Below are 22,473 nucleotides of genomic sequence, written 5' to 3' on the forward strand. Positions count from 1 at the left end.
ATGCAGGGCCAGTTCACGCGCTTTGCTGCGCCCGCGTTGCCCCGACGCGAGGCGCCACTTCAGGCCTGGAGGAACTGCAGTTGCACGCCGGTGAGGTTGATCACGTCCCCGGAGCGCAGCAGCACCGGCATTAGCCCCAGCGACACGCCGTTGACCTGCGCGCGCTTTTCGCCCTCGACCTGCACTAGCTCATACCCGCGCGGCTTGTGCACCACGCTGACCACCAGCACGCCGCGCTGGCCGAATGTGGTCTGTTCCTTGCTCAGCAGGATTTCTCGCCCGGCAGCCTCTCCGGTGAGCACCTTGATCTTGTAGCTGCGATTGGCGTCGCTGGCGCGGCTGCGCGAGTCGGCAAAGCCTGAGTTGCCGAAACGCGAATTGCCGAAACGGGAACTGCCAAATCCAGTCTGTGCGCCAAAGCGCGACGGGCCGAAACTGGTCTGCCGCGTGTCCGACAGCAGCCGCAGGCTGTATTTGCCGATGTCGACCGTGTCGCCCTCGCGAAACGGGCTGGACTTGATCGGTGCGCCGTTCAGGTAAGTGCCATTGGTGCTGCCCAGATCCTGGATGGTGTAGCTCTCCCCTTCGGGCCCGGTCTCGCGCAGCAGCACGGCATGCTCGCCACTGACCGCGAGGTTGTCGATGACCACATCGTTGTACGGACGCCGGCCGAGCGTGGTGCGGTCCTTGCTGAGCACGACCTCTTTCAAAACCTTGCCATCTAGGGTGATCACGAGTTTGGCCACGATGTGCAATCCGTTTGAAAAAACAGTCGAATCGGTGAGAGCAGACGAGCATCAACCCGGGTTGCGGGCAGTCACCATGATCACCGAGACATTGTCACGCCCCCCGGCCGCGTTGGCCTGCTCGATGAGCTGGCGCGCCGCCGCTGCGGGTTGCCCAGTGTGTTGCCGCAACACTGTTTCGATTCTTGCATCAGACAACATATCGTTCAAGCCGTCCGAGCACAGCAGCAGCATGTCCCCCGCCATCATGGGATGCATCGCCACATCCGGCTCGAGCTGGGCGTCGACGCCGAGTGCGCGGGTGACTAGGTTCTTGCCGCCGATGCGTTGCGCATCCTCTGGCAGGATCAAGCCCATGTCGATCTGCTCCTGCAGCGCCGAGTGATCGCGCGTGAGCAGGCGCAGCTGGTCCTGCCGCAGCAGGTAGGCGCGCGAATCGCCGGCATGGGCGACGACCGCCACATTGCCGGTGAACGCTACCGCCACCAGCGTGGCCCCCATGCCGGAAAACTGCGGGTTGCTGCGCGCAGCGCGCAGGATGTCACCATTGACCTGCCGGACGGCAGCACGCAGCTCGACGGACAGATCCAGCGCGGTCAGCCTGGGATAGTCTGCCTTGAGGCGGGCGATGCGGGCGCAGATCTGCGCCGTGGCCATGCCGCTGGCCACCTCGCCGGCCGCATAGCCGCCCATGCCGTCGGCCAGTACCGCCACCTGCGCCAGCGCATCGAAGGCGACCGCGTCCTCATTGTGTTCGCGCACCCGGCCCGGATGGGTCAGGCTGAGCATGTCGTATCGCAGCAACGGCGCTGTCATGGGCATGTGGTTCAACCTGCCGCCTGCTCAGGTGGGTGCCCGACGGTAGACCAGCCTGGCGGCAAGCCAGACGACGAGCGCACCCGCCAGCCCGGCGATTTTTTCGGCATATTGCGCCAGTGGCAGGTTCTCGACCCAGCGCTCGGTCAGCGGATCGGACACGATCAATCCGCCAGCGATCCAGCCCAACAGCATCGCGCCCAGGGTGATGATCACGGCAAAGCGCTGCATCAAATGGATCACGACCTGACTGCCCCAGACGATGATGGGCACGCTCAGCAGCAGGCCGAACCCCACCAGCGCAAGTGAGTGCTGCTCCCCGGCATTCTGCGCCGCCCCGGCGATGGCGATCACATTGTCCAGGCTCATCACAAAGTCGGCGACGATGACCGTCTTGACCGCGACCCACAGCCGATCCGCCGCCTGCACGTCGGCATGCCCCTCTTCGTCCTGCGGCGCCAGCAACTTGACCCCGATCCACAGCAGCAACAGGGCGCCGACGATTTTGAGCAGCGGCAGTTTGAGCAGAGTCAATGCAAAAAAGATCAGCACCACACGCAGCCCGATGGCACCGGCCGTGCCCCACAGAATGCCAAGCCTGCGCTGGTGCGGCGGGAGCTTGCGCGTGGCCAGCGCAATGACCACGGCGTTGTCGCCGCCGAGAAGAATGTCGATCAGGACGATCTGCCCAATGGCCGACAGAAACTCGACGGTGAAATAGTGCTCCATGCCTGTGGCTGCCCCGAAAGGTCGATCTACGGTCCCATCGGGACTGGCCGCACATCATAGCGTTTGCGCCTGCGCACGCCCTGCATGCGCGCGTTGCCCCCGCGTGCCCGCCCCGCCTCCCCCACACAGTGCGGGAGGGCCGCATGCTCAGCGCGCCTGGCAGGTGCGCGCCAGGGAACCTTGGCGCGTCCCGCCCCAAACGCCAAAACGGCAAATCAACTGCGCAGCACTTGCTTGAGCAGCTTGCCCATTTCGGACGGGTTGCGCGTGACCGCAAAGCCGCAGGCCTCCATGATGGCCAGTTTGGCTTCTGCGGTGTCGGCCCCGCCGGAGATCAGCGCGCCGGCATGCCCCATGCGCTTGCCCGGCGGGGCGGTGACTCCGGCGATGAAACCGACCACCGGCTTTTTCATGTGCTCCTTGCACCACAGCGCGGCATCGGCTTCGTCGGAGCCACCGATCTCGCCGATCATGATCACCGCGTCGGTGTCGGGGTCGTCATTGAAGGCCTGCATGATGTCGATGTGTTTGAGGCCGTTGATCGGATCGCCGCCGATGCCCACTGCGCTGCTCTGCCCGAGCCCCAGTTCGGTGACCTGCGCGACGGCCTCATAAGTCAGCGTGCCCGAGCGCGAGACGATGCCGATGCGCCCCTTGCGGTGGATGTGACCGGGCATGATGCCGATCTTGATCTCGTCGGGCGTGATCAGCCCGGGGCAGTTCGGCCCGAGCAGCAGGGTCTTTTTTCCGCCAGCGGCTTCCTTGGCCTTCATGCGGTTGCGCACCAGCAGCATGTCCTTGACCGGAATGCCCTCGGTGATGCAGACGACCAGATCGAGATCGGCCTGCACCGCCTCCCAGATCGCGTCGGCTGCGCCTGCCGGGGGCACATAGATCACCGACACGGTCGCCCCGGTGGCCGCTTTGGCTTCGGCCACGGTGCCGTAGATCGGAATGCCCTCGAAATCCTCGCCGGCCTTTTTCGGGTTCACACCGGCGACGAAGCAGTTCTTGCCGTTGGCGTAGTCGCAGCACATGCGGGTGTGAAACTGTCCAGTCTTGCCGGTGATGCCCTGGGTGATGACTTTGGTGTTTTTGTCGATCAGGATGGCCATGTTGTCCTCGTGTTCTGTGGGAGTACGGCTCAGGACTGCGCAGCGCGAACTGCGGCCTGCGCCGCCTCGCCCATGGTGTCGGCACTGATGATGGGCAGCCCGGAATCGGCCAGCATTTTGCGGCCGATGTCCTCGTTGGTGCCCTTCATGCGCACCACCAGCGGCACCTTCAGTCCCACCGCCCGGCTGGCGGCGATCACGCCTTCGGCGATGGTGTCGCAGCGCATGATCCCGCCGAAGATGTTGACCAGGATCGCCTTGACATGCGGGTTGCGCAGCATGATCTTGAACGCCTCGGTCACTTTCTCGGTGGTGGCGCCACCGCCTACGTCCAGAAAGTTGGCAGGCTCGCCGCCGAACAGCTTGATCGTGTCCATCGTTGCCATCGCCAGCCCGGCGCCGTTGACCAGGCAGCCGATATTGCCGTCGAGCTGGATGTAGGCGAGGTCATACTTGTGCGCCTCGACCTCGGCCGGGTCCTCCTCGTCCAGATCGCGCAGCGCCTCGATGTCGGGGTGACGCAACAGCGCGTTGTCGTCGATATTGAATTTGGCATCCAGCGCCTTGATGCCGCCGTTGCCTTCCAAAATCAGCGGGTTGATCTCGACCAGAGAGGCATCGGTGTCCATGTAGCACTGGTAGAGCCGCTTGAACACTTCGACCGCCTGCGGCTGCGAGGCCAGCGGGATGCCGATGCCGGCGGCCAGTTCCTGCGCCTGCACGTCCTGCAGCCCGATGAGCGGATCGACGAACACCTTGAGGATTTTCTCCGGCGTCTTCGCGGCGACGTCCTCGATGTCCATGCCGCCCTCGCTCGAGGCCATGACGGCGACCTTCTGCGTCGCGCGGTCGGTGAGCACGGCGACGTAATACTCCTTGCGAATGTCGGCGCCGTCCTCGATCAGCAGCCGCCGCACCTTCTGCCCCTGCGGCCCGGTTTGATGGGTGATCAGCTGCATGCCCAGAATCTGTCCGGCGAGCTGCCGCACTTCGTCGAGCGAACGCGCGAGCTTGACGCCGCCGCCCTTGCCGCGCCCTCCGGCATGAATCTGCGCCTTGACCACCCACACCGGCCCGCCGAGCTCCTGCGCAACGGCCACGGCCTCGTCGAGCGTGAACGCCGGCTTGCCGCGAGGCACCGGCACGCCGTGTTCGCGCAACAGTTGCTTGGCCTGATATTCGTGGATTTTCATGTCGTCTCGTCCTCGATTTGGGGAATGGGGATTTTGCCTGTGGCGCGCTGCGGCGCCGCGGACTGCGCCCATCGTGGATAGAACCGGGCAACCGCCTGGCCGTCGAGCCGCAGAGCGTGGCAACGGTTGAGCTGATAGGGCATCTGCGGCGGGCGATCTGGTTCGTTCAGTGGGAGTGAGATCTGCACCATCCCGGCCAAGCCCTGAATGGCCGCGGTCGGCAGCACCTGCGTCAGTTCGGTGAGATGGGTGCAGCCGAGCACGCCGCCGAGGCGCTCGCGCACCGCGGCACGGAAGCCGCGCAGCAGATTGAGGCCAACCAGCCGCTGATAGGCATCCTCGTGATCGCCGCAGGTCGCATAGGGACTGGCCAGAGTGTGCGAGCGCGCAGCAACGATGTCGAGCGCGCTGTCGATGGTCACCACCAGCAACAGGTCATGTACCGGAGTTCCCGCGGGTCGCAACTGCTCGGACAGGGTCATGTCGCGGGTTTTCACATCGCGCAGTTGCGCCTGCAGATCCCACAGCCCGTCGTCGCGTGCATAGCACTCGATCTCGATGCTGCGGCGGTGAACGAGACGGCGGATAGGCGCAGGGGAATCGGCAGAGAGTTCGCGCATGAAACGGAGTTTTTTTGATATGGCGCAAGAATCAGTGTAGCAAGCGCGCTGCGCTGCAGCAAATCAGGCATCGACGTCTAGCTCATCCTCAGGAGCCGCCACACCGCGCAGCACGGCGCGCACCGTGTCACTGCTGAAGCCGCGCTGGGTGAGAAAGCGCGCTTGGCGCGCCCGCTCGGCGACATCCCTTGGCAGGGCGTGGAATTTGCGTGCCCAGGCGGCCTGCGCCCGCGCCAGCTCGTCGCCCGCCATCGCCTGCAATGCCGCCGCGGCAGTTTCAGCGTCCAGACCATGACTGCCGAGTTCCTGCGCGATGCGCAGATTGCCGTAGCGCTGCCGGCGTCTGTGGATCAGTGACTGGGCAAACCGCTCGCTGCTGAGCAAGCGGGCCCGCTCCAGCTCGTCGAGCAGCGCGTCGATCGTCTCCGGCTGGTCGCAGTCGCGTGCCAACTTGCGGCGCAGTTCGAGGCGGCTGTACTCGCGCTGCGCCAGATAGCGCAGCGCGCGAGCGCGCAGCGAAGGTTGCGGGCGGGGCATGGGCATGGCGCAATACGCCGGCCGGGCTCTGCCGCACCGCGCGTCAGTCCTGCATGTCGTCCGCCGTGCTGGCGGCCAGGGTTTCGTTGGCCTGCGGCACCCCCAGATTGACGCGGATCTTGTTCTCGATCTCGCGCGCGACCTCGGGATTGGCCTTGAGAAATTCCCGCGCATTGTCCTTGCCCTGGCCAATCTTCTCGCCGTTGTATGCGTACCAGGCGCCGGACTTTTCGACCACTTTGGCCAGGACGCCCAGGTCGATGATCTCGCCCTCGCGCGACACACCTTCGCCGTAGAGAATGTCGAATTCGGCCTGCTTGAACGGCGGTGCGACCTTGTTCTTGACCACCTTGACCTTGGTCTCGGAGCCGATGACCTCCTCACCCTTTTTGATCGAGCCGACGCGACGGATGTCCAGCCGCACCGAGGAGTAGAACTTGAGCGCGTTGCCGCCGGTGGTGGTTTCCGGGTTGCCGAACATCACGCCGATTTTCATGCGGATCTGGTTGATGAAAATCACCAGGCAGTTGGTGCGTTTGATATTGGCAGTGAGCTTGCGCAAGGCCTGGCTCATCAGTCGCGCCTGCAGTCCGGGCAGCGCGTCTCCCATCTCGCCCTCGATCTCGGCCTTGGGCGTGAGCGCGGCGACAGAATCGACCACGATCATGTCCACCGAGCCGGAGCGCACCAGCGCATCGACGATTTCCAGCGCCTGCTCGCCGGTGTCCGGCTGCGAGATCAGCAGATCGGGCAGGTTCACACCGAGCTTGGAAGCATATTGCACGTCTAGCGCATGTTCGGCGTCGATGAACGCGCAGGTGCCGCCGAGCTTTTGCATTTCGGCGATGACCTGAAGGGTCAGCGTGGTCTTGCCCGACGACTCGGGCCCGTAGATTTCCACCACCCGGCCGCGCGGCAAGCCGCCCACACCCAGCGCAATGTCCAGACCCAGCGAGCCGGTGGACACCACCTGAATGTCGCGCTGCGCCTCGCCGTCGTCCATGCGCATGATGGTGCCCTTGCCAAACTGCTTTTCGATCTGCGACAGCGCGGCGGCAAGCGCCTTGGCTTTTTCCGGATTCACAACGGTTTTTCCCTGTTCCATGATGCGAGGCGATGAGCGACGGATGGCGGCACTGTAGCACGACTGGTCAAAAAAACAGATGTCGGGCACAGGGCGACGGCAAAAAAGGGGAGCCGAAGCTCCCCTGTGGACTGCGGGTTGCGGGCGTTCAAAAACTATAGCCGATCGCCAGGGTATAGATCACCGGGTTGAATTTGATCGTGGTCTTTGCCTGGCTGGTGATGACCGAACGATCTGGGGTGTACGAGGTCGAGGTCAGGTCGCTGCGCACATCGGCATAGGCGATGGTGCCCACCACCGACCAGCGCGAGTTGAAGCGGTAGATCATGCCGGCGTGAGCGGCGAGCGCCCAGTCGCTCGACAGATGGATGTCGGTCGGCCCCTGCAGATTGGTCAACGGCGGCAGTGCCTTGGTGTTGCGAAACCAGGTGTAGTTCAGCCCCAGGCCGACAAAGGGATCCCAGGTCGCCTCCTTGCCGCGGATGTGATAGTTGATGAAAGCGGTGGGCGAGTAGACATCGACATCGGTCAGACCCACTCGCGCCAACCTCCCCCAACCGCTGCCTTCGGCGTAGGTGCGCACCCGGGGCGGGTAGCCAAGCGCGAGTTCGAAGCTCCACGGCCCCGGCAGATTGCGCACATAGCCCAGACCCAGGGTGGTGGCATTGCCCACCGCGAGGTTGAGGTTGGGCGGCGTGTTGTAGCCGCTCAGATCAGGCAGGCTGGAGTGGTTGTTCAGATAGGCGGCGCCAAGGTAGATGATGTTTTTCGGAAACTCGTCGGCATGCGCTGCGGCAGGCAAGGCCAGGCAGCCCAGAGCCAGTGCGCTGGCAAGCGCGGTGCGGTGCAGTGTGGTCATCTCGGATCTCCTGTGCGCTTATTGCGAAATCCAGCCAAACCCCTTCATGGCCTGCAGGGTAGCGTTTGCAATCACCTGGTAGCCGGCGGGCGTGGGGTGCAGGGTGTCGGCAAACAACCAGCTGCCCAGATTGGCCGCGCTTGCGCCTGCGACGGTGTAGGGTGTGTTCACATTGCACAGCAGGGAGCTGGTGGTTGCCGGGTTGCACCACGGGGTGGTGACGTTGGTGAAGCCGAACTGCGCGGGGTTGGTGATTTCCTGGTTGAGCAGGCTGTAGCCGTCGAGCACCTTGACCGGCTGGCCTTGCAGGTCGTTGAGCAAGCGCTGGTTGAACAGTTGCACCAGGTTGGACAGCAGGTAGCACGGTGTCGAGGTCACGGTGTTGTCGCACACATACCCGGACGGCGGGCTCTGCGGCGGATTGGCCGCGGTGTAAGGCAGGCCGCGACCAAACGGCGTCAGCGACGAATCCGGCAGGGTGTAGACCAGCACATATTTCGCACCCTTGCTGGTGATGAGGTTGACCTGGGCCGCCAGGGCATCGGCGGTCTGCGCGATGGTTTGCTGCGCTTTGGTCACTGCCGCGGTCGTGGCATTTTGCTGCGCCGAGGCAGAGATGGCAGCAAGCTGTGCCTGCGTGAGGTTAGGGTTCTGCTGCAGCGCACTGGTCACGGCCTGGGTCACCGCCTGGGTCACCGAGGCGCTCACAGTCGCCAGCGCGGCGAGAATATCGTTGTTCCCTGCCAGCACGGTCACCAGCTGGTTGCCGTTGAAACTTCCGCCGAACTGGGTGAGGTAGTTCTGTACCTGCTGGGTCACCGGCAGGGTGAGCGCACCGCCGCTGTGGCCGATGCCGTTGGCGTCGCTGACCCGGGAGCCGCCCTGGGCGAAGTTAGTGCAGTTGGCCAGACCGGATGACGGCGGGGCGCTAAAGGCGCAATATGCCGGGGTGGTCGTCACCCCGGTCGCGCCAAAATATTGCGTGCCATAGCCGATCAAGTTGGGTGTCAGGCTCAGGTTCAGGCTCTTGGCCAGGACATTGGTCCAGTTGCCGGTGGGCGCGCCGTTGACGGTGAATTGGCCGCCGGCGGGGTACGGCAGGCCGGTAAACGGAATGTTTGCGGCCGTGCCGGGGCCGTAGACACTCAAGGCCGCCAGGGTGTATGCCCCATCATCCGACAGACTGTCGCCGAATACAACGACCTGCTTGAATCCTCCGTTGGGCGGCGTGTTCGGCGCGGTGCTCTTGGCATTGACACTGCTGACCGTCGCCAGTGTGGGCGGCGAGGGGTTGCCTCCCCCGCCGCAACCGGCCAAACCCAGCGCACTGGCCAGCGCCAGCACAATCCAGACACGTTTGTGCATGAACATCTCCTCGAACGTTGTGACGCGCCTGCTAACAGGCCGTTGAAAAACTACTGCGGTGGGCCATCTGCGGCGTTGCACGGTGCTCGCTCCCTCGCCTATCTATTTGATATGTCTCGGTCGCTGCGCGCCGTGCGCCTTGCATCTGGCCATCCTCGCGACGTTTTTCAACGGCCTGCTAAGCCACAGGCTGGCCGGCCCCAAAAAAGAACGACCGTTCGCTTCAGCATAGCCGAGGGAAAATCGCCTCACAAGTGCGGGTTAACGCGGGGATGCCGGTTTTCACTGCAGCAACGCATGTGCGGTGCAGCGCGGCCCTCACGCCCCTGCCGCGCCGGAACCCCGCGCCGCGCGGCCCAGACGGTCGCGCAGCGCCAGCCAGGAGGGCGCTGGCGGCAGGGCTTCGACCCAGATCTGGTCGAGTCCAGCCTGATCGAGCGCCCGCAGCTGTGCATACAGCCCTTGCGCATACGCTGCCGGATCGTCTGGCATCTGCACCCACAGCGCGGTCTGCCCCGCCGGGGGCGCCTGCCGCGCGAGCACACCGATGCGCGCTGGCGTGGCGTGAGCCCGCTGCAACGCGCTGCAGATTTGCTCCCACGAACGCAGCAGCAGCGGGGTGCGCGGCGCGTAATGCGCGGGCAGCGCTCCGGCGACCCGCGGCGCGTCATCGGCTGCGCGCAGCAATTGGTCGGGCGCGATCCCCAGCACTGTAGCCAGCTCGATGGCCTGCAGCAGACCCGGGCGCAACAAGCGCGCCGGCTGCGCGGTGCAGTCGACGATGCTGCTTTCGATGCCCAGGGCGCAAGCGCCCCCGTCGAGCACCAGCAGATCGTCACCGAGTTCGGCGTGCACATGCGCCGCGGTGGTCGGGCTGATGCGGCCGAAGCGGTTGGCCGAGGGGGCTGCCAGCCCGCCTTGCCCGCCCTTGAAAATCGCCAGCACCGCCTGCGCGACCGGATGGGCGGGACAGCGCAGGCCGATGGTGTCCTGCCCCCCGGCGCAAGCTTCGGCCACGCCGCGCCGGCGCGGCAGGATCAGCGTGAGCGGCCCGGGCCAGAACGCAGCGGCGAGCCGGCGCGCGGCCTGCGGCACCTCGGAGGCCCAGCGCAACAGGTCGGCGTCGCGGTGCAGATGCACGATCACCGGATGGTCTGCCGGCCGACCCTTGGCCGCGTAGATTTTGGCCACCGCCTCGGGATTGTCGGCGTCTGCAGCCAGGCCGTAGACCGTCTCGGTCGGCAGGCCGACGAGTTCGCCCGCCTCCAGCCGCCGAACCGCTTCGATGATCTCGCGGGGACGCACCTGGGCGTCGGTGTTCACTTGCGCCATTTTTATCAGAACGGCTCCAACCCCAGCACGCCGCACAGGTGCAGCGCGATGCGGCGTGCCTCGGCCTCGGTTTCTGCGGTGCAGGTGAGATGCCCCATCTTGCGGCCAGGACGTGGGGCGTGCTTGCCGTAGAGGTGCAGATGCGCGCCGGCTTGGGCGAGCACCGCAGCCCAGTCCGGCTCGCGCTGCCGGCCCGCGGCATCGAACCACAGATCGCCGAGCAGGTTGAGCATGACCGCAGCGCTGTGCTGCCGCGGCGGCAGGAGTGGCGCGTTCACCAGCGCGCGCCACTGCAGCTCGAACTGCGACACAGTGCAGGAATCGATGGTGTGATGGCCGGAGTTGTGCGGACGCGGCGCGATTTCGTTGGTCAGCAGTCGGCCGTCGCGCAGCACGAAAAATTCCACGCACAGCACACCCACGTAATCCAGCCCCTGCGCCACACGGCCCGCGGCATGCTGCGCCGCCTGCGCGATGTCCGGTGTAACCTGTGGCCCGGGCGAAAAACTGGCGAATAAAATACCGTTGCGGTGCAGGTTCTGCTGCGGCGCGAACTGCACCACGCTGCCGTCGCGGCCGCGCGCCAGCACCACCGACAGTTCAAACGCCAGATCGAGCTTTTTCTCCAGCACACAGTCCACCCCGCCCAGCGCGGCCCAGGCCGCGGGCAGGTCGGCTGCGCTGTGCACCGTCAGCTGCCCCTTGCCGTCGTAGCCCAGCCGCGCGGTCTTGAGAATGCCCGGAAACAGACCGGAGTCGATTACGCCGGCGTCGCTGCCCGCTGTCAGCACCGCATGCGGCGCGCAGGGCACGCCCAGCCGCTGGAACAGCGCCTTTTCCTGCACCCGGTCCTGGCACACCGCCACGGCCTGTGGCGCGGGTGCGAGCGGCACGTGCGACTGCAGCCAGTGCATCGACTGCACCGGGATGTTCTCGAACTCCACGGTCACCGCGGCGCAGTCGCGGGCGAGCTGTTCGAGCGCCAGCGGATCGTCATAGCGCGCGGCCAGATGGATGCCGGTGACCTGCGCCGCGGGCGCGGCCTCGTCCGCCTCGAGCACCGCCACGCCGTAGCCCGCGCTCTGCGCCGCCTGCGCAAACATGCGCCCCAATTGCCCGCCGCCGAGCACGCCCAGCGTGGCGCCGGGCGCGATGAAGGTCGCCGGCGTGCTCATGCCGTGTTGCCCACCCGCATCGCCCGCGCCGCGGCGGTCTGCTCGGCGCGAAAGGCGTCGAGCCGATCGCGCAGATCCGGGTCGTGCGCCGCGAACATGGCCACGGCAAACAGCGCGGCGTTCGCCGCCCCGGCCTCGCCGATGGCAAACGTGGCCACTGGAATGCCCTTGGGCATCTGCACGATGGACAGCAGCGAATCCTCGCCGCGCAGGTATTTGCTCGGCACCGGCACACCGAGCACCGGAACCAAAGTTTTGGCCGCGAGCATGCCCGGCAGATGCGCCGCGCCACCCGCCCCGGCAATGATGGCGCGCAGACCCCGGGCCTGCGCCTGCTCGGCGTAGGCGTACAGGTCGTCGGGCATGCGGTGCGCCGAGACCACCCGGCATTCGTGCGCCACCCCGAAAAGCGTGAGCATGTCCGCCGCGTGGCGCATCACCTCCCAGTCGCTTTGCGACCCCATCACCACGCCGACTGCGGTCATCTGCCCTCTCCTGTGCCGTTCGATCAGCGGTCGATTTTAAGAAGCGTCCGGGCATGCTCTGCCGTTATGCTCCACCTCAACCGCTTGTCGCGCGCCACGATACCCCCCTTGGTATGGCGCCGAACGTCCTTATCTGCCTTGTTTTCCGGAGCCCAACATGATTGATGTCACCGTCGCCAATTTCGAAACCGAAGTCATCGAAGCCTCGAACACCGTCCCCGTGCTGGTCGACCTGTGGGCGCCGTGGTGCGGCCCGTGCCGCGCGCTCGGTCCGATTCTCGAAAAGCTCGAAGTCGCGTACGCCGGGCGGTTCAAGCTGGTGAAGATCAACACCGAGGAAGAGCAGGAACTGGCCGCCGCGTTCGGTGTGCGCAGTATTCCGATGGTGATGCTGCTCAAGAACGGCCAGCCGGTCGACGGTTTCGTCGGCGCCTTGCCGGAGGGGCAGATCCGCGCCTTCCTCGACAAGCATCTGCCAGAAACCGCCCCGCAAGCCGATGCCGCGGAAGGCGCCGATGCCGACACGCCAGCCGGCCCGGCACTGCCGACGCTGGAGAAGCTGCAGCAGGATCTGGCCACCAACCCGGCCAACGACACTGCGCGCAAGGCGTATGTCGAGCTGCTGCTCAAGGACGGTCGCACCGCGGACGCCAAGCTCGCATTCGAACCGCTGGCCGGCAAGGCCGCAGGCGATGCACGCATCCAGGCCCTGGCCGACTGGCTGGCGGCTGCGCAGGCTGCGACCGACCTGCCCCCGGTCGACACGCTGCAGGCGCGCATCGCCGCGAACAAGCGTGATTTCGACGCCCGCTACGCCCTGGCGCAGCAACACATGGCCGCGCAGCGCTGGACTGAGGCGCTGGACGAACTGCTCGAGATTCTGATGCGCGACAAGAACTGGAGCGAAGATCGCGCACGCAAGACCTATGTCAACATTCTCGAACTGATGACCCCGGCAGACGCGCCCAAGCCCGCGCCGGGGCAGCCGCCGGTAACCGACCCCACGGTGGAGAGCTACCGCCGCCGTCTGAGTATGACCGTGCTGAGCTGACACAAAAACGTCGACCGCAGGTCGGCGTTTTTTTGCACACCCGAACCGCGTTCACAGCACGATCTGCGTCCCCAGCAGCTTGAGAAACTGCGCCAGCCACGCCGGGTGTGCAGGCCAGGCCGGGGCGGTTACCAGATTGCCCTGCGTCACCGCCTGATCGACGGCAATGTCGGCATAGTCGCCGCCAGCTGCGCGCACCTCCGGGCCGCAGGCCGGGTAGGCCGAGCATTGGCGACCTCTGAGCACCCCGGCAGCCGCCAGTACCTGCGCGCCGTGGCACACCGCGGCCACCGGCTTGTCGGCGTCGAAAAAGTGACGCACCATCTCGAGCACCCGCGGGTTGAGCCGCAGGTATTCGGGCGCCCGCCCGCCGGGGATCAGCAGCGCGTCGTAGTCCTCGGCCTTGACCTCGTCGAAGGTGGCGTTGAGCGTGAAGTTGTGGCCGGGCTTTTCGGAATAGGTCTGCGCGCCCTCGAAATCGTGGATCGCGGTTTTCACCTGCTCGCCGGCCTTCTTGTCCGGGCAGACCGCATGCACGGTATGGCCCACCGCCATAAGAGTCTGGAACGGCACCATGGTTTCGTAGTCTTCGGCGTAATCGCCTGCCAGCAGCAGGATGCGTTTTGCAGCCATGTCAAGTCTCCGTTATCGCCGCACATGCGGCAGGCACATTGTGGGACGGCGCCTGGGCAAAACTCAACCCTGCGGGCGCGGATTCCTACAATCGGCTTTTCCGCGCTAGTGCCTGCCCATGACCACCGCCCTGCTGCAATCCTCCCTGCATTCGCTGCCGCTGCTGTCGCGCGGCAAGGTACGCGAGAACTATGCCGTCGGCAGTGACCGGCTGCTGATGGTCGCCACCGACCGCATCTCGGCGTTCGACGTCATCATGGCCGAGCCGATTCCCGGCAAAGGCGAGATCCTCACCCGCATGGCGCGGTTCTGGTTCGGGCTGCTGCACGACGTGGTGCCGAACCATCTGCTCGATGTCGATCCCGAGACCGTCGTCGCGCCCGACGAGCGCGCGCAGGTGCGCGGCCGCGCGATGGTGGTCAAGCGCCTGCGGCCGCTGCCGGTCGAGGCGGTGGTGCGCGGGTATCTGGCCGGCTCCGGCTGGAAGGACTATCAGGCCAGCGGCGCGGTGTGCGGCGTCAAGCTCCCCGCGGGGCTCAAGCTCGCGAGCAAGCTGCCCGCGCCGATTTTCACCCCGGCCACCAAGGCGGCGCTCGGCGCGCACGACGAGAACATCAGCTTCGACCGCATGACGCAACTGATCGGCAGCGCGCTTGCCGAGCGCGTGCGCGATCTCAGCCTCACCCTCTACCAGCGCGCCGCCGACTATGCCGCAGCGCGCGGCATCCTGATCGCCGATACCAAGTTCGAATTCGGCCTCGATGCGCACGACACGCTCACGCTGATGGACGAGGTGCTCACCCCCGATTCCTCGCGCTTCTGGCCGGTGGATGGCTGGGCCGAGGGCAGCTCGCCGCCGAGCTTCGACAAGCAGTTCCTGCGCGACTGGCTCGAGACCGTCCCGGGCTGGAACAAGCAGCCGCCACCTCCGGCGCTGCCGGCCGAGGTCGTCGCGCAGACCGCGGCGCGCTACCGCGAGGCGCTCGCGCGACTCACGGCCTGAGCGCGTACGCCGCGACCACCCCGGCGAAGATCGACAACCCCAGGTAGTGATTGAGCCGGAAGGCGCGAAAGCACCGCACCGGATCGCGCGCGCGGATCAGGGTGTAGTGATACCCCGCCTGCGCGGCTGCGCCGGCCACGCCGACAACATACGGCCAGCCCAGGTGCAGCGCCCAGCCCACCGCGGCCCAGATGGCGATGAACGCGGCGTAGCTGGCCATCACCGCAGCGACGTCGGCATGGCCGAAGGTGATCGCCGAGGTCTTGATGCCGACCTTGAGGTCGTCCTCGCGGTCGACCATCGCGTACTCGGTGTCATACGCCAGCACCCAGAACAGATTGCCGAGCAGCAGCACCCAGGCCAGCAGCGGCACCTCGCCGCGTGCTGCGGCAAACGCCATCGGGATGCCGAAACTGAACGCCACGCCGAGATACGCCTGCGGCAACGCCAGCCAGCGCTTGGTCCACGGGTAGGCGATGGCGATCAGCAGCGCGGCGACCGACATCTGGATGGTCAGCGCATTGGTGGTGAGCACCAGGCCGAACGCCACCAGCGCCAGCGCCGCGCCGACGGCGAGCGCCTCGCGGGTCGAGAGCTTGCCCGAGGTCACCGGCCGCTGCGCGGTGCGGCGCACGGCGCGGTCGAAGTCCTGGTCGGCCACGTCGTTGACCGCGCAGCCGGCCGAGCGCATCAGAAAGGTGCCGGCGGTAAAGACGACGACCAGCCACCAGTTCGGGCGGCCGTCGCTCGCCATCCACAGCGCCGACAGGCTCGGCCAGAGCAGCAAGAGAGAGCCGACCGGCTTATCCCAACGGATCAAGTCCAGCCATAGACGCAGACGTTCCATGCGCGAATGATCGCATGCGCTCGGCAGTCGGCCGCGTCGCGGGCATGCACGTGCACGCAAGGCGGCGGCCCGCTGCGCCTTCAGCCGCCGTAGCCCTGCGGGTTGTTCTGCTGCCAGCGCCAAGCGTCGGCGCACATCTGCGCCAGCCCCCGCCTGGCGCTCCAGCCGAGTAGTTCGCGCGCCAGCGCCGGGTCGGCCCAGCACGCGGCGATGTCGCCGGGGCGACGTGCGACGATCTCGTACGGGATCGCGCGGCCGCTACTGTCGCTGAACGCCCGCACCATCTGCAGCACTGAATAGCCCTGCCCGGTGCCGAGGTTGACGGTCAACATGCCGGGATGCGCGAGCAGCCGGCGCAGCGCGGCCACATGCCCTTCGGCCAGATCCATCACATGGATGTAGTCGCGCACACCGCTGCCGTCGACCGTGGGCCAGTCGCCGCCGAACACGCGCAGCTTGTCCAGGCGGCCGACCGCCACCTGCGTGATGTATGGCATGAGGTTGTTCGGGATACCGCGCGGGTCTTCGCCAATCAGCCCGCTTTCGTGCGCGCCTACCGGGTTGAAGTAGCGCAGCCGGGCAATGCGCCAGTGCGGCTCGGCGCGGTGCAGATCGGCGAGGATTTCCTCGATGATCAGTTTGCTGCGGCCGTAGGGGTTGGTCGCGCTGAGCGGAAAATCCTCGCGGATCGGCACCGAAGCCGGGTCGCCGTACACCGTGGCCGAGGAAGAAAAGATGATGTTGCGCACGCCTGCGCGCTGCATCGCCTGCAGCAGCGTGACCGTGCCGCCGACATTGTTGTCGTAATACAGCAGCGGTTTGTCCACCGACTCGCCGACGGCCTTGAGCCCGGCGAAATGGATCACCGCGTCGATGCGCTGCTGCGCAAACACCGCGTCGAGCCGCGCCGCGTCGCGAATGTCGGCCTGCACCAGCGCCGGGCGCTGGCCGGTGATGCGCCCCACCCGCACCAGTGACTCGGCGCTACTGTTGCACAGATTGTCATAGACCAGCGGGGTATAGCCCGCCTCGATCAGCGCCACACAGGTGTGCGAGCCGATGTACCCGGCACCGCCGGTGACGAGAATGGTGGGATTGGTGGACATGCGATCAGGATCGAAGTGGAAGAATCGTGTTTGCATTTTGCCTTGCCCGTCCGCCGTGATCGATTTGGCACGCCGAGTCCCGAGGCCGTCGCCAAAGCCTAACCTCCCACTCCCATATCGCAGCAGTCATGCCCCACCATGGGATGGGACAGGTTGCAAGGATGCAGCGCAAACCGCTGCATGCCGGATCGATAAGCCCTAGGATGCAGTCCCATGGACCTGCATGACCTGCCCGCACCCTCTACCTGGATCGTCCGCCATGCGCACCTGCTGCGCCCGGGCGGCAGCGTGCTCGACGTGGCCTGCGGCAGCGGGCGCCATGTGCGCTGGCTTCATCAACGCGGCTTTTCGCTGTTCGCCGTGGACCGCAACGCCCAGGCGCTGGCCCCGCTGCGCGATATTGCGCAAGTGCAGGTGGCCGATCTGGAATCCGGCCCCTGGCCGTATGCACGGCAGACTTTCGACGCAGTGATCGTGACCAACTACCTCTGGCGCGCGCTGCTGCCGCGGATCGTGCAGGCGGTGGCGCCGGGCGGCGTGCTGCTTTACGAAACCTTCGGCCTCGGCCAGGCCAGCCTGGGCAAGCCGTCGAATCCTGATTTTCTGCTGCGCCCCGGCGAACTGCTCGACGCGGTGCGGCCGACGCTGCGCGTGCTGGCCTATGAAGACGGTTTCGTGCCCGCGCCGCAGCCGGCCTATGTACAGCGCATCGCCGCAGTGCGCGAGGCCGCAGGCGCCAGCGCGGCAGACCGATACAATCTGCCGATCTGAATCGCAGCACTCGCAGAACAATGTCCTCCCCCACCCCGGTCATCCGCGGCAGCATCGTCGCGCTGGTGACACCCATGCATCCTGACGGCAGCGTGGACTTCGCCGCCCTGCGCAAGCTGGTCGACTGGCACATCGAACAAGGCACGGACTGCATCAGCCCGGTCGGTACCACGGGCGAGTCGCCCACCCTTCCGGTCGACGAGCACATCGAGGTCGTGCGGGTGGTGGTCGAGCAGGCGGCCGGGCGGGTGCCGGTGATGGCCGGGGCCGGGGCCAACTCCACCCGCGAGGCCATCGAACTGTCGCAGCGCTGCCAGGAAGTCGGCGCCGACTGCGTGCTCAGCGTCGTGCCGTATTACAACCGGCCCACGCAGGAGGGCATGGTGGCGCATTTCAGCGCCATCGCCGCAGCGATCGACATCCCGGTGGTGCTCTACAACGTGCCGGGCCGCACCGTCGCCGATATGAGCGTGGACACCGCGCTGCGGCTGGCGCAGGTGCCCGGCATCATGGGCATCAAGGAAGCAACCGGCAACATCGATCGCGCCGCGCAGCTCATCAGACGCGCGCCCGAAGGGTTTTCCATCTACTCCGGCGATGACCCGACCGCCGTGGCGCTGATGCTGCTGGGCGGCCATGGCAACATCAGCGTGACCGCCAACGTGGTGCCGCGCCACATGCACGACCTGTGCACTGCGGCAATGGCTGGCAACGCCGCACTGGCGCGCGAGCTGCACTTTGCACTGATCGACCTCAACCAGGCGCTGTTCAGCGAGCCCAACCCTATTCCAGTGAAGGAGGCGCTGCGTCTGATGGGCCGCATCGACGCCGGTCTACGCCTGCCCCTGACCCCGCTGCAGCCGGTGCATCTGGCCTCCCTGCGCGCCGCGATGCAGGCCCTGGGCCTGCCCATCGTCTGCTGAACCCCGACCACACGAAACCTCTTGCGTATGAATCCTTCCACATCCTGGCGACTGAGCGCCCTGGCCCTGCTTCTGGGCGCCGCGGGTTTCCTGGGCGGCTGTTCCTCGCTGAGCACTGTGGTGCAAAGCAAGAGCGTCGACTACGAAAGTGCCAAGCAAGGCAATCCGCTCGAAGTGCCACCCGATCTGACCCAGCTTGCCCGACAGGAGCGCTATGTCATTCCCGGCAGTCCGAATGCTCCTGTCAGTGCAATGGCCTATGAACGCGGCGTGCAGACCGCCGAGCAGATGGCCAAAACCAATGCAGTGCTGCCGCAGTTTCCGGGCATGCACATCGAACAGGCCGGCGGGCAGCGCTGGCTGGTGGTGAATGCCCCGCCCGACCAGCTGTGGGACAAGGTCAAGTCCTTCTGGCAGGAAAACGGCTTCTATCTGACCCAGGCCGACCCGGCCACCGGGGTGATGGAAACCGACTGGGCGGAAAACCGCGCCAAGCTGCCGCAGGACTTCATTCGCAAATACTTGGGCAAGGTATTCGACAGCCTGTACGACACCGGCACGCGCGACCGCTTCCGCACCGTGTTCGAACGCACGCCAGACGGCAAGGGTACGCAGATCTACATCACCCACCAGACCATGAAGGAGGTCTACAACTCCAACGACAAGTCGACCACCGCCTGGGAGCCCGCCACGCCCGACCCAGGACTGGACACCATTTTCCTGCGCAAGCTGATGGTGTCTCTGGGCATGAACGAGGAAGCAGCCAAGCAAAGGCTGGCGCAGCCACAGCAGCTCGCGCCGCCGGTGCCGGCCAAGCTGATCGACAACGGCCTGGCGCTGGAGTTGCAGGAAGGGTTCGACAACGCCTGGCGCAAGGTCAGCCTAGCGATCAATACCGCGGGCTTTACCGTGCTCGACCGCAACCGCGCCGCAGGCCAGTTCGATGTGCGCTATATCAGCGCCGAAGAGGCGCTCAAGGCCGCGCAGGACAGCACCGGATTTTTCGGCAGATTGTTCGGCAAGAAACAATCCGAACCCAAGCCGGCCGACTACCGCATTGCCCTGCAGTCCTCCGGCACGCAAACCCTGGTGTCGGTGCAGTCAGCCGACGGCAAACCGCTGCAGACCGACGACGCACGCAAGATCCTGCAGATCCTGCAGCAGCAGATTCAGTGAGAAGTTTGAAGATGCCGTCGCGAGCGGCCTGCCGCCCAGGTGCACGGCGCGCAGGGTCGAGACAGATCGACCAGACCCGAGCACCGCGCTTTACGGCCAGCGGGCCGCGCAGCAGAAAAATTCACAACCTCTGAAACTTCGCTGCGCCGGTTTCGCGCCGACTGGCAGATGGGCAACAAAAAAGCCGACTCGCGTCGGCTTTTTTGCATCTGCAAAGCGCAGATTACTTCTTGGCAGCGCTGGCGCCAGACGCCGGGGCAGCCGGGGCCGAAGCCGCAGCAGGAGCCGAAGCCGCAGCAGGAGCCGAAGCCGCAGCAGGAGCGGCGGGAGCCGAAGCCGCAGCGGGAGCGGCAGGAGCCGAGGCAGCAGCAGGTGCCGAAGCGGCGGGAGCAGCTTCTTCCTTCTTGCCGCAAGCGGCCAGGGCGAGAGCGGCGATCATCGATGCCAGCAGAATGGACTTTTTCATTACTTTCCTCTAAGCGTCAGTCAAATGGGCGGAGCCCGAAAAAATTCCTTACCGTCCTGATCGAACCTAACTGCAACCAGATCCGGTTTGCATATCAAGCTCACCACATAGTATAAGGGGGCTTCGGGTAATCCCCGTGTTGCAAATCGGCGCAGCAAAAGTCAACTGTGGTTTATTTGTCACAATCCCAGGGTCGTCGCAGGAAAGGCAGGCGTTGCCTGCTGCCAGGCCTGTTCGAACCGCTGGTACAAGGCCTGTAGCCGCGTGGGGCTGCGCACCCATTCGCCCGACATCCAGGTGGCAGTGTGGGCGTAGAGCGCGGCCTGCGGAGTCCAGAGCATTTCCTCGAGCCCCTGCGCTTGCCTCTGGGCAAGCTGCCGGCACTCGATCCGGTGGGAAAAGTCGCGACGCCAGGCCGAAAAGCGTGCCTGATTCTGGCGCACGTCGCTCCAGTCGATCGCCAGCATGCGCAGTGCGGCCGGCCGCCTGGGGTCGCGCAAGCCCCACTGTTGCAGTTGCCGGATGAATCGCGATTGCTGCAAAGGCCAGGCGGAAAAATCGGCGCTGAACCATGACATGACCGGGCTTTGATCGCACACAAGCGCAAGCATCGCGGCATGTGCTTGGCTGCGCGTGTCAAACGGCGCGTCCGGTGCGGTGCCAGGCGACGGCTCAATCCGCATGTCGTCCTCGGCGCGCAGGCGGCGCAGGCTCGGCCCGCTCACCGGGCTGCAGCCATCCCAGCTGGCACCACTGGACCAGCGCGGCAAGCTCGGCTCTGCTCGCCTGCGCGATCTCTTCGGCGCCAAGCCGTTGGCGATCGGCCAGACGGCGCAGCAGGTTGGAAGATGCCAGTTCCGCCGGTACGGCTTCGCCGTTGAAGAACACCGCGTTTGCGGTGTAGAGCATGCGACTGCGTCGGTCCAGCCGGCAGCCGTGTTGCCGGCAGCTGCGCCGCAGGCTGGCCGCACTCTGATCGGCGCTGTCGAACCAAACCTGCGGCTTTGGCGTGGTGAGATGGCTGCCCAGCACCGACTCGAACAGGGCGGCGTCGGGCTTGAGCCGGGCAAACGCCTGCGCGGCGAATGTCACCATCTCGGGCGGCAGCAAGGCCGGGGCGGCGCCTTGCCGCAGCGGCGGATCGACATAGATCGGCCCATCGGGCTGCGTTTCTGCCAGTTGCCAAAGCACTTCCCTGAGCAGTTCGCCCTGCGGCGGCGCCCGAAAGCCGATGGAATAGGTCATGCAATCGCCGCCCACGGCAATGCCGTCGTGCCCCCAGCCAGGCGGCAGGTAGAGCATGTCGCCGGGTTCGAGGATCATGTCCTCCTCCGGGGTGAAATGCGCCAGCAGCTTGACCGGCTTGCGCGGCTGCAAGGTCGGGTCGGTCACGGGGCCGATGCGCCAGCGCCTGCGGCCGGCGGCCTGCAGCAAAAACACGTCATAGGCATCCTGATGCGGCCCGACCCCGCCACCGTCGCTGGCCCAGGAGATCATCAGATCGTCCAGGCGCGCATCCGGGATGAAGCGAAATCGCGACAACAACGCGCTGGCCGCGTCCACATGCAGGTTCACCCCCTGCACCAGAAGGGTCCAGTTGCGCTGCTCAACCGGGGGAAGCTGCCGGCGCGAGAACGGACCATGCTCGAGCTGCCAGCGCCGCCCGTGGCGTTGCAGCAGGCGCGATTCGACCTCCTCCCGCCCGGCCAGCGCAAACAGCTGGGCCCGGCTGAGCAGCGGGGTGAAGCCAGCAAACGCCTGGCGCAGCAGCAGGGGCTTGCGCTGCCAGACTTCGCGCAAAAAGCGCGCAACGGTGAAATGCCCCCAATCGATGTGTGCAATTGACATGCTGGTCATGTTTCAATGTGGTGAACTGTTCCGCTCTGAGCCGAGTGATTCCCCTTTCCGAACCCCTGCGAGCATACCCATGAAAATCACCGAAGGCCTTGTCGCCACCCTGTCCTGGCGCATGACGGACTCGCAAGGCGAGTTGATCGACCAAAATCTCGAAGGCGACGACTTTTTCGTCGGCGGCGACGATCTGCTGCCGCGCATGGCCGAGCAGATGATCGGCAAGGGGCCCGGCGACAAGGGCGACATCTACCTGCAGCCCGAAGACGCCTTCGGCGACTACGAACCCGATCTGCTGCTGGTCGAAGACCGCAAGCTGTTCCCGCCCGATCTGGAGGAGGGCATGCTGTTCGAGCAGTTGCCCGAGGGCTGCTCGCCCGGCCAGGCCGATGTGTTCTACACCGTGACCGAGATCCACGACGACAAGGTGCTGCTCGACGGCAACCATCCCCTGGCCGGATTGGCGCTGCGCATCGAATACACGGTGCTCGACGTGCGCGAGCCCGACCCGGACGAAATCGAGGCCAGAAGCGCCCTGCTCGACAGCGCCGATGCTGGGCTGTTCCTTGCGGGCGACAAATAGGCCCGTT

The 22,473-nt window shown here is 65.9% G+C and carries 24 protein-coding genes; 6 read left to right on the forward strand and 18 right to left on the reverse strand.

Going from position 1 to position 22,473, the window contains the following annotated elements:
• Window positions 1–59: 59 nt before the first annotated feature.
• The 13 genes from ACZ47F_RS01835 to purE all read right to left on the reverse strand — a co-directional run bounded on the left by ACZ47F_RS01835 (window position 60) and on the right by purE (window position 12,056).
• Window positions 60–746, reverse strand: a complete 687-nt coding sequence (locus tag ACZ47F_RS01835) for an FHA domain-containing protein (protein ID WP_464925612.1) — start codon at window positions 744–746, stop codon at window positions 60–62.
• 51 nt (window positions 747–797) lie between these two features.
• Window positions 798–1,568, reverse strand: coding sequence for a Stp1/IreP family PP2C-type Ser/Thr phosphatase (locus ACZ47F_RS01840; RefSeq protein ID WP_464925613.1), 771 nt, complete (start codon window positions 1,566–1,568; stop codon window positions 798–800).
• Window positions 1,569–1,589: 21 nt separating this feature from the next.
• Window positions 1,590–2,291, reverse strand: coding sequence for a TerC family protein (locus ACZ47F_RS01845; RefSeq protein ID WP_464925614.1), 702 nt, complete (start codon window positions 2,289–2,291; stop codon window positions 1,590–1,592).
• Window positions 2,292–2,506: 215 nt separating this feature from the next.
• Complete coding sequence (gene sucD / locus ACZ47F_RS01850; RefSeq protein ID WP_464925615.1) at window positions 2,507–3,406, reverse strand: succinate--CoA ligase subunit alpha; 900 nt, start codon at window positions 3,404–3,406, stop codon at window positions 2,507–2,509.
• A gap of 29 nt (window positions 3,407–3,435) precedes the next feature.
• The gene (sucC, locus tag ACZ47F_RS01855) at window positions 3,436–4,599 is read right to left on the reverse strand and encodes an ADP-forming succinate--CoA ligase subunit beta (RefSeq protein WP_464925616.1); all 1,164 of its coding nucleotides are present in this window, start codon (window positions 4,597–4,599) and stop codon (window positions 3,436–3,438) included.
• Entirely contained in the window at window positions 4,596–5,219 is a 624-nt protein-coding gene (locus tag ACZ47F_RS01860) for a DUF2889 domain-containing protein (protein WP_464925617.1), read from the reverse strand. The genes sucC and ACZ47F_RS01860 overlap by 4 nt, the downstream gene beginning before the upstream one ends.
• Window positions 5,220–5,282: 63 nt before the next feature.
• Window positions 5,283–5,762 carry a recombination regulator RecX gene (recX, locus tag ACZ47F_RS01865; RefSeq protein ID WP_464925618.1) on the reverse strand — a complete coding sequence of 160 codons (480 nt, stop codon included), beginning with the start codon at window positions 5,760–5,762 and terminating at the stop codon, window positions 5,283–5,285.
• Between the two features lie 37 nt (window positions 5,763–5,799).
• A complete protein-coding gene (gene recA / locus ACZ47F_RS01870) occupies window positions 5,800–6,861 on the reverse strand; it encodes a recombinase RecA (RefSeq protein ID WP_464925619.1) in 1,062 nt (353 codons plus the stop codon).
• Window positions 6,862–6,988: 127 nt separating this feature from the next.
• On the reverse strand, window positions 6,989–7,699 hold the full coding sequence (locus ACZ47F_RS01875; protein WP_464925620.1) for an OmpW/AlkL family protein: 711 nt from the start codon (window positions 7,697–7,699) through the stop codon (window positions 6,989–6,991).
• A gap of 18 nt (window positions 7,700–7,717) precedes the next feature.
• Entirely contained in the window at window positions 7,718–9,064 is a 1,347-nt protein-coding gene (locus ACZ47F_RS01880) for an SGNH/GDSL hydrolase family protein (protein ID WP_464925621.1), read from the reverse strand.
• A 318-nt stretch (window positions 9,065–9,382) separates the two neighbouring features.
• Window positions 9,383–10,396: an L-threonylcarbamoyladenylate synthase gene (locus ACZ47F_RS01885; protein WP_464925622.1), complete on the reverse strand. Its 1,014-nt coding sequence runs from the start codon at window positions 10,394–10,396 to the stop codon at window positions 9,383–9,385.
• 5 nt (window positions 10,397–10,401) lie between these two features.
• Complete coding sequence (locus ACZ47F_RS01890) at window positions 10,402–11,571, reverse strand: 5-(carboxyamino)imidazole ribonucleotide synthase (RefSeq protein ID WP_464925623.1); 1,170 nt, start codon at window positions 11,569–11,571, stop codon at window positions 10,402–10,404.
• Window positions 11,568–12,056 carry a 5-(carboxyamino)imidazole ribonucleotide mutase gene (gene purE, locus ACZ47F_RS01895; protein WP_464925624.1) on the reverse strand — a complete coding sequence of 163 codons (489 nt, stop codon included), beginning with the start codon at window positions 12,054–12,056 and terminating at the stop codon, window positions 11,568–11,570. The genes ACZ47F_RS01890 and purE overlap by 4 nt, the downstream gene beginning before the upstream one ends.
• A 157-nt stretch (window positions 12,057–12,213) precedes the next feature.
• On the opposite strand from purE, the gene trxA reads away from it, so the two are divergent.
• Complete coding sequence (gene trxA, locus ACZ47F_RS01900; RefSeq protein WP_464925625.1) at window positions 12,214–13,107, forward strand: thioredoxin; 894 nt, start codon at window positions 12,214–12,216, stop codon at window positions 13,105–13,107.
• A 51-nt stretch (window positions 13,108–13,158) separates the two neighbouring features.
• On the opposite strand, the gene ACZ47F_RS01905 is transcribed toward trxA, so the two are convergent.
• Complete coding sequence (locus ACZ47F_RS01905) at window positions 13,159–13,740, reverse strand: DJ-1/PfpI family protein (protein ID WP_464925626.1); 582 nt, start codon at window positions 13,738–13,740, stop codon at window positions 13,159–13,161.
• 118 nt (window positions 13,741–13,858) lie between these two features.
• Here ACZ47F_RS01905 and ACZ47F_RS01910 point away from each other — a divergent pair, with 118 nt between their 5' ends.
• A complete protein-coding gene (locus ACZ47F_RS01910; RefSeq protein ID WP_464925627.1) occupies window positions 13,859–14,743 on the forward strand; it encodes a phosphoribosylaminoimidazolesuccinocarboxamide synthase in 885 nt (294 codons plus the stop codon).
• Here ACZ47F_RS01910 and ubiA read toward each other — a convergent pair.
• Window positions 14,733–15,590, reverse strand: a complete 858-nt coding sequence (gene ubiA, locus ACZ47F_RS01915; RefSeq protein ID WP_464925628.1) for a 4-hydroxybenzoate octaprenyltransferase — start codon at window positions 15,588–15,590, stop codon at window positions 14,733–14,735. The two genes, ACZ47F_RS01910 and ubiA, sit on opposite strands and share 11 nt — an antisense overlap.
• Window positions 15,591–15,670: 80 nt before the next feature.
• Window positions 15,671–16,696 carry a UDP-glucose 4-epimerase GalE gene (gene galE, locus ACZ47F_RS01920; RefSeq protein ID WP_464925629.1) on the reverse strand — a complete coding sequence of 342 codons (1,026 nt, stop codon included), beginning with the start codon at window positions 16,694–16,696 and terminating at the stop codon, window positions 15,671–15,673.
• A gap of 213 nt (window positions 16,697–16,909) precedes the next feature.
• Between galE and ACZ47F_RS01925 the strand changes: the two genes are divergently transcribed.
• The 3 genes from ACZ47F_RS01925 to bamC are packed head-to-tail and all read left to right on the forward strand — an operon-like array spanning window position 16,910 to window position 19,566.
• Window positions 16,910–17,467, forward strand: coding sequence for a class I SAM-dependent methyltransferase (locus ACZ47F_RS01925; RefSeq protein WP_464925630.1), 558 nt, complete (start codon window positions 16,910–16,912; stop codon window positions 17,465–17,467).
• Between the two features lie 20 nt (window positions 17,468–17,487).
• The gene (dapA, locus tag ACZ47F_RS01930) at window positions 17,488–18,390 is read left to right on the forward strand and encodes a 4-hydroxy-tetrahydrodipicolinate synthase (protein ID WP_464925631.1); all 903 of its coding nucleotides are present in this window, start codon (window positions 17,488–17,490) and stop codon (window positions 18,388–18,390) included.
• Window positions 18,391–18,417: 27 nt separating this feature from the next.
• Complete coding sequence (gene bamC / locus ACZ47F_RS01935; RefSeq protein ID WP_464925632.1) at window positions 18,418–19,566, forward strand: outer membrane protein assembly factor BamC; 1,149 nt, start codon at window positions 18,418–18,420, stop codon at window positions 19,564–19,566.
• Between the two features lie 645 nt (window positions 19,567–20,211).
• On the opposite strand, the gene ACZ47F_RS01940 is transcribed toward bamC, so the two are convergent.
• Window positions 20,212–20,715 (reverse strand): DUF7931 domain-containing protein, encoded by a 504-nt coding sequence (locus ACZ47F_RS01940; protein ID WP_464925633.1) that lies wholly within the window; start codon window positions 20,713–20,715, stop codon window positions 20,212–20,214.
• Window positions 20,705–21,880, reverse strand: a complete 1,176-nt coding sequence (locus tag ACZ47F_RS01945) for a JmjC domain-containing protein (RefSeq protein ID WP_464925634.1) — start codon at window positions 21,878–21,880, stop codon at window positions 20,705–20,707. Before ACZ47F_RS01945 ends, ACZ47F_RS01940 begins: the two co-directional genes overlap by 11 nt.
• A 79-nt stretch (window positions 21,881–21,959) precedes the next feature.
• Between ACZ47F_RS01945 and ACZ47F_RS01950 the strand changes: the two genes are divergently transcribed.
• On the forward strand, window positions 21,960–22,466 hold the full coding sequence (locus ACZ47F_RS01950) for an FKBP-type peptidyl-prolyl cis-trans isomerase (protein ID WP_464925635.1): 507 nt from the start codon (window positions 21,960–21,962) through the stop codon (window positions 22,464–22,466).
• Window positions 22,467–22,473: the final 7 nt, after the last annotated feature.

It is taken from the genome of Thiomonas islandica, assembly GCF_055383445.1.

Excerpts from the sequence above, each read along its gene's own strand:
- ACZ47F_RS01840 (WP_464925613.1), bottom strand. The coding sequence starts at position 1,568 with ATGCCCATGACAGCGCCGTTGCTGCGATACGACATGCTCAGCCTGACC.
- ACZ47F_RS01845 (WP_464925614.1), bottom strand. The coding sequence starts at position 2,291 with ATGGAGCACTATTTCACCGTCGAGTTTCTGTCGGCCATTGGGCAGATC.
- sucD (WP_464925615.1), bottom strand. The coding sequence starts at position 3,406 with ATGGCCATCCTGATCGACAAAAACACCAAAGTCATCACCCAGGGCATC.
- sucC (WP_464925616.1), bottom strand. The coding sequence starts at position 4,599 with ATGAAAATCCACGAATATCAGGCCAAGCAACTGTTGCGCGAACACGGC.
- ACZ47F_RS01860 (WP_464925617.1), bottom strand. The coding sequence starts at position 5,219 with ATGCGCGAACTCTCTGCCGATTCCCCTGCGCCTATCCGCCGTCTCGTT.
- recX (WP_464925618.1), bottom strand. The coding sequence starts at position 5,762 with ATGCCCATGCCCCGCCCGCAACCTTCGCTGCGCGCTCGCGCGCTGCGC.
- recA (WP_464925619.1), bottom strand. The coding sequence starts at position 6,861 with ATGGAACAGGGAAAAACCGTTGTGAATCCGGAAAAAGCCAAGGCGCTT.
- ACZ47F_RS01875 (WP_464925620.1), bottom strand. The coding sequence starts at position 7,699 with ATGACCACACTGCACCGCACCGCGCTTGCCAGCGCACTGGCTCTGGGC.
- ACZ47F_RS01880 (WP_464925621.1), bottom strand. The coding sequence starts at position 9,064 with ATGCACAAACGTGTCTGGATTGTGCTGGCGCTGGCCAGTGCGCTGGGT.
- ACZ47F_RS01885 (WP_464925622.1), bottom strand. The coding sequence starts at position 10,396 with ATGGCGCAAGTGAACACCGACGCCCAGGTGCGTCCCCGCGAGATCATC.
- ACZ47F_RS01890 (WP_464925623.1), bottom strand. The coding sequence starts at position 11,571 with ATGAGCACGCCGGCGACCTTCATCGCGCCCGGCGCCACGCTGGGCGTG.
- purE (WP_464925624.1), bottom strand. The coding sequence starts at position 12,056 with ATGACCGCAGTCGGCGTGGTGATGGGGTCGCAAAGCGACTGGGAGGTG.
- trxA (WP_464925625.1), top strand. The coding sequence starts at position 12,214 with ATGATTGATGTCACCGTCGCCAATTTCGAAACCGAAGTCATCGAAGCC.
- ACZ47F_RS01905 (WP_464925626.1), bottom strand. The coding sequence starts at position 13,740 with ATGGCTGCAAAACGCATCCTGCTGCTGGCAGGCGATTACGCCGAAGAC.
- ACZ47F_RS01910 (WP_464925627.1), top strand. The coding sequence starts at position 13,859 with ATGACCACCGCCCTGCTGCAATCCTCCCTGCATTCGCTGCCGCTGCTG.
- ubiA (WP_464925628.1), bottom strand. The coding sequence starts at position 15,590 with ATGGAACGTCTGCGTCTATGGCTGGACTTGATCCGTTGGGATAAGCCG.
- galE (WP_464925629.1), bottom strand. The coding sequence starts at position 16,696 with ATGTCCACCAATCCCACCATTCTCGTCACCGGCGGTGCCGGGTACATC.
- ACZ47F_RS01925 (WP_464925630.1), top strand. The coding sequence starts at position 16,910 with ATGGACCTGCATGACCTGCCCGCACCCTCTACCTGGATCGTCCGCCAT.
- dapA (WP_464925631.1), top strand. The coding sequence starts at position 17,488 with ATGTCCTCCCCCACCCCGGTCATCCGCGGCAGCATCGTCGCGCTGGTG.
- bamC (WP_464925632.1), top strand. The coding sequence starts at position 18,418 with ATGAATCCTTCCACATCCTGGCGACTGAGCGCCCTGGCCCTGCTTCTG.
- ACZ47F_RS01940 (WP_464925633.1), bottom strand. The coding sequence starts at position 20,715 with ATGCGGATTGAGCCGTCGCCTGGCACCGCACCGGACGCGCCGTTTGAC.
- ACZ47F_RS01945 (WP_464925634.1), bottom strand. The coding sequence starts at position 21,880 with ATGTCAATTGCACACATCGATTGGGGGCATTTCACCGTTGCGCGCTTT.
- ACZ47F_RS01950 (WP_464925635.1), top strand. The coding sequence starts at position 21,960 with ATGAAAATCACCGAAGGCCTTGTCGCCACCCTGTCCTGGCGCATGACG.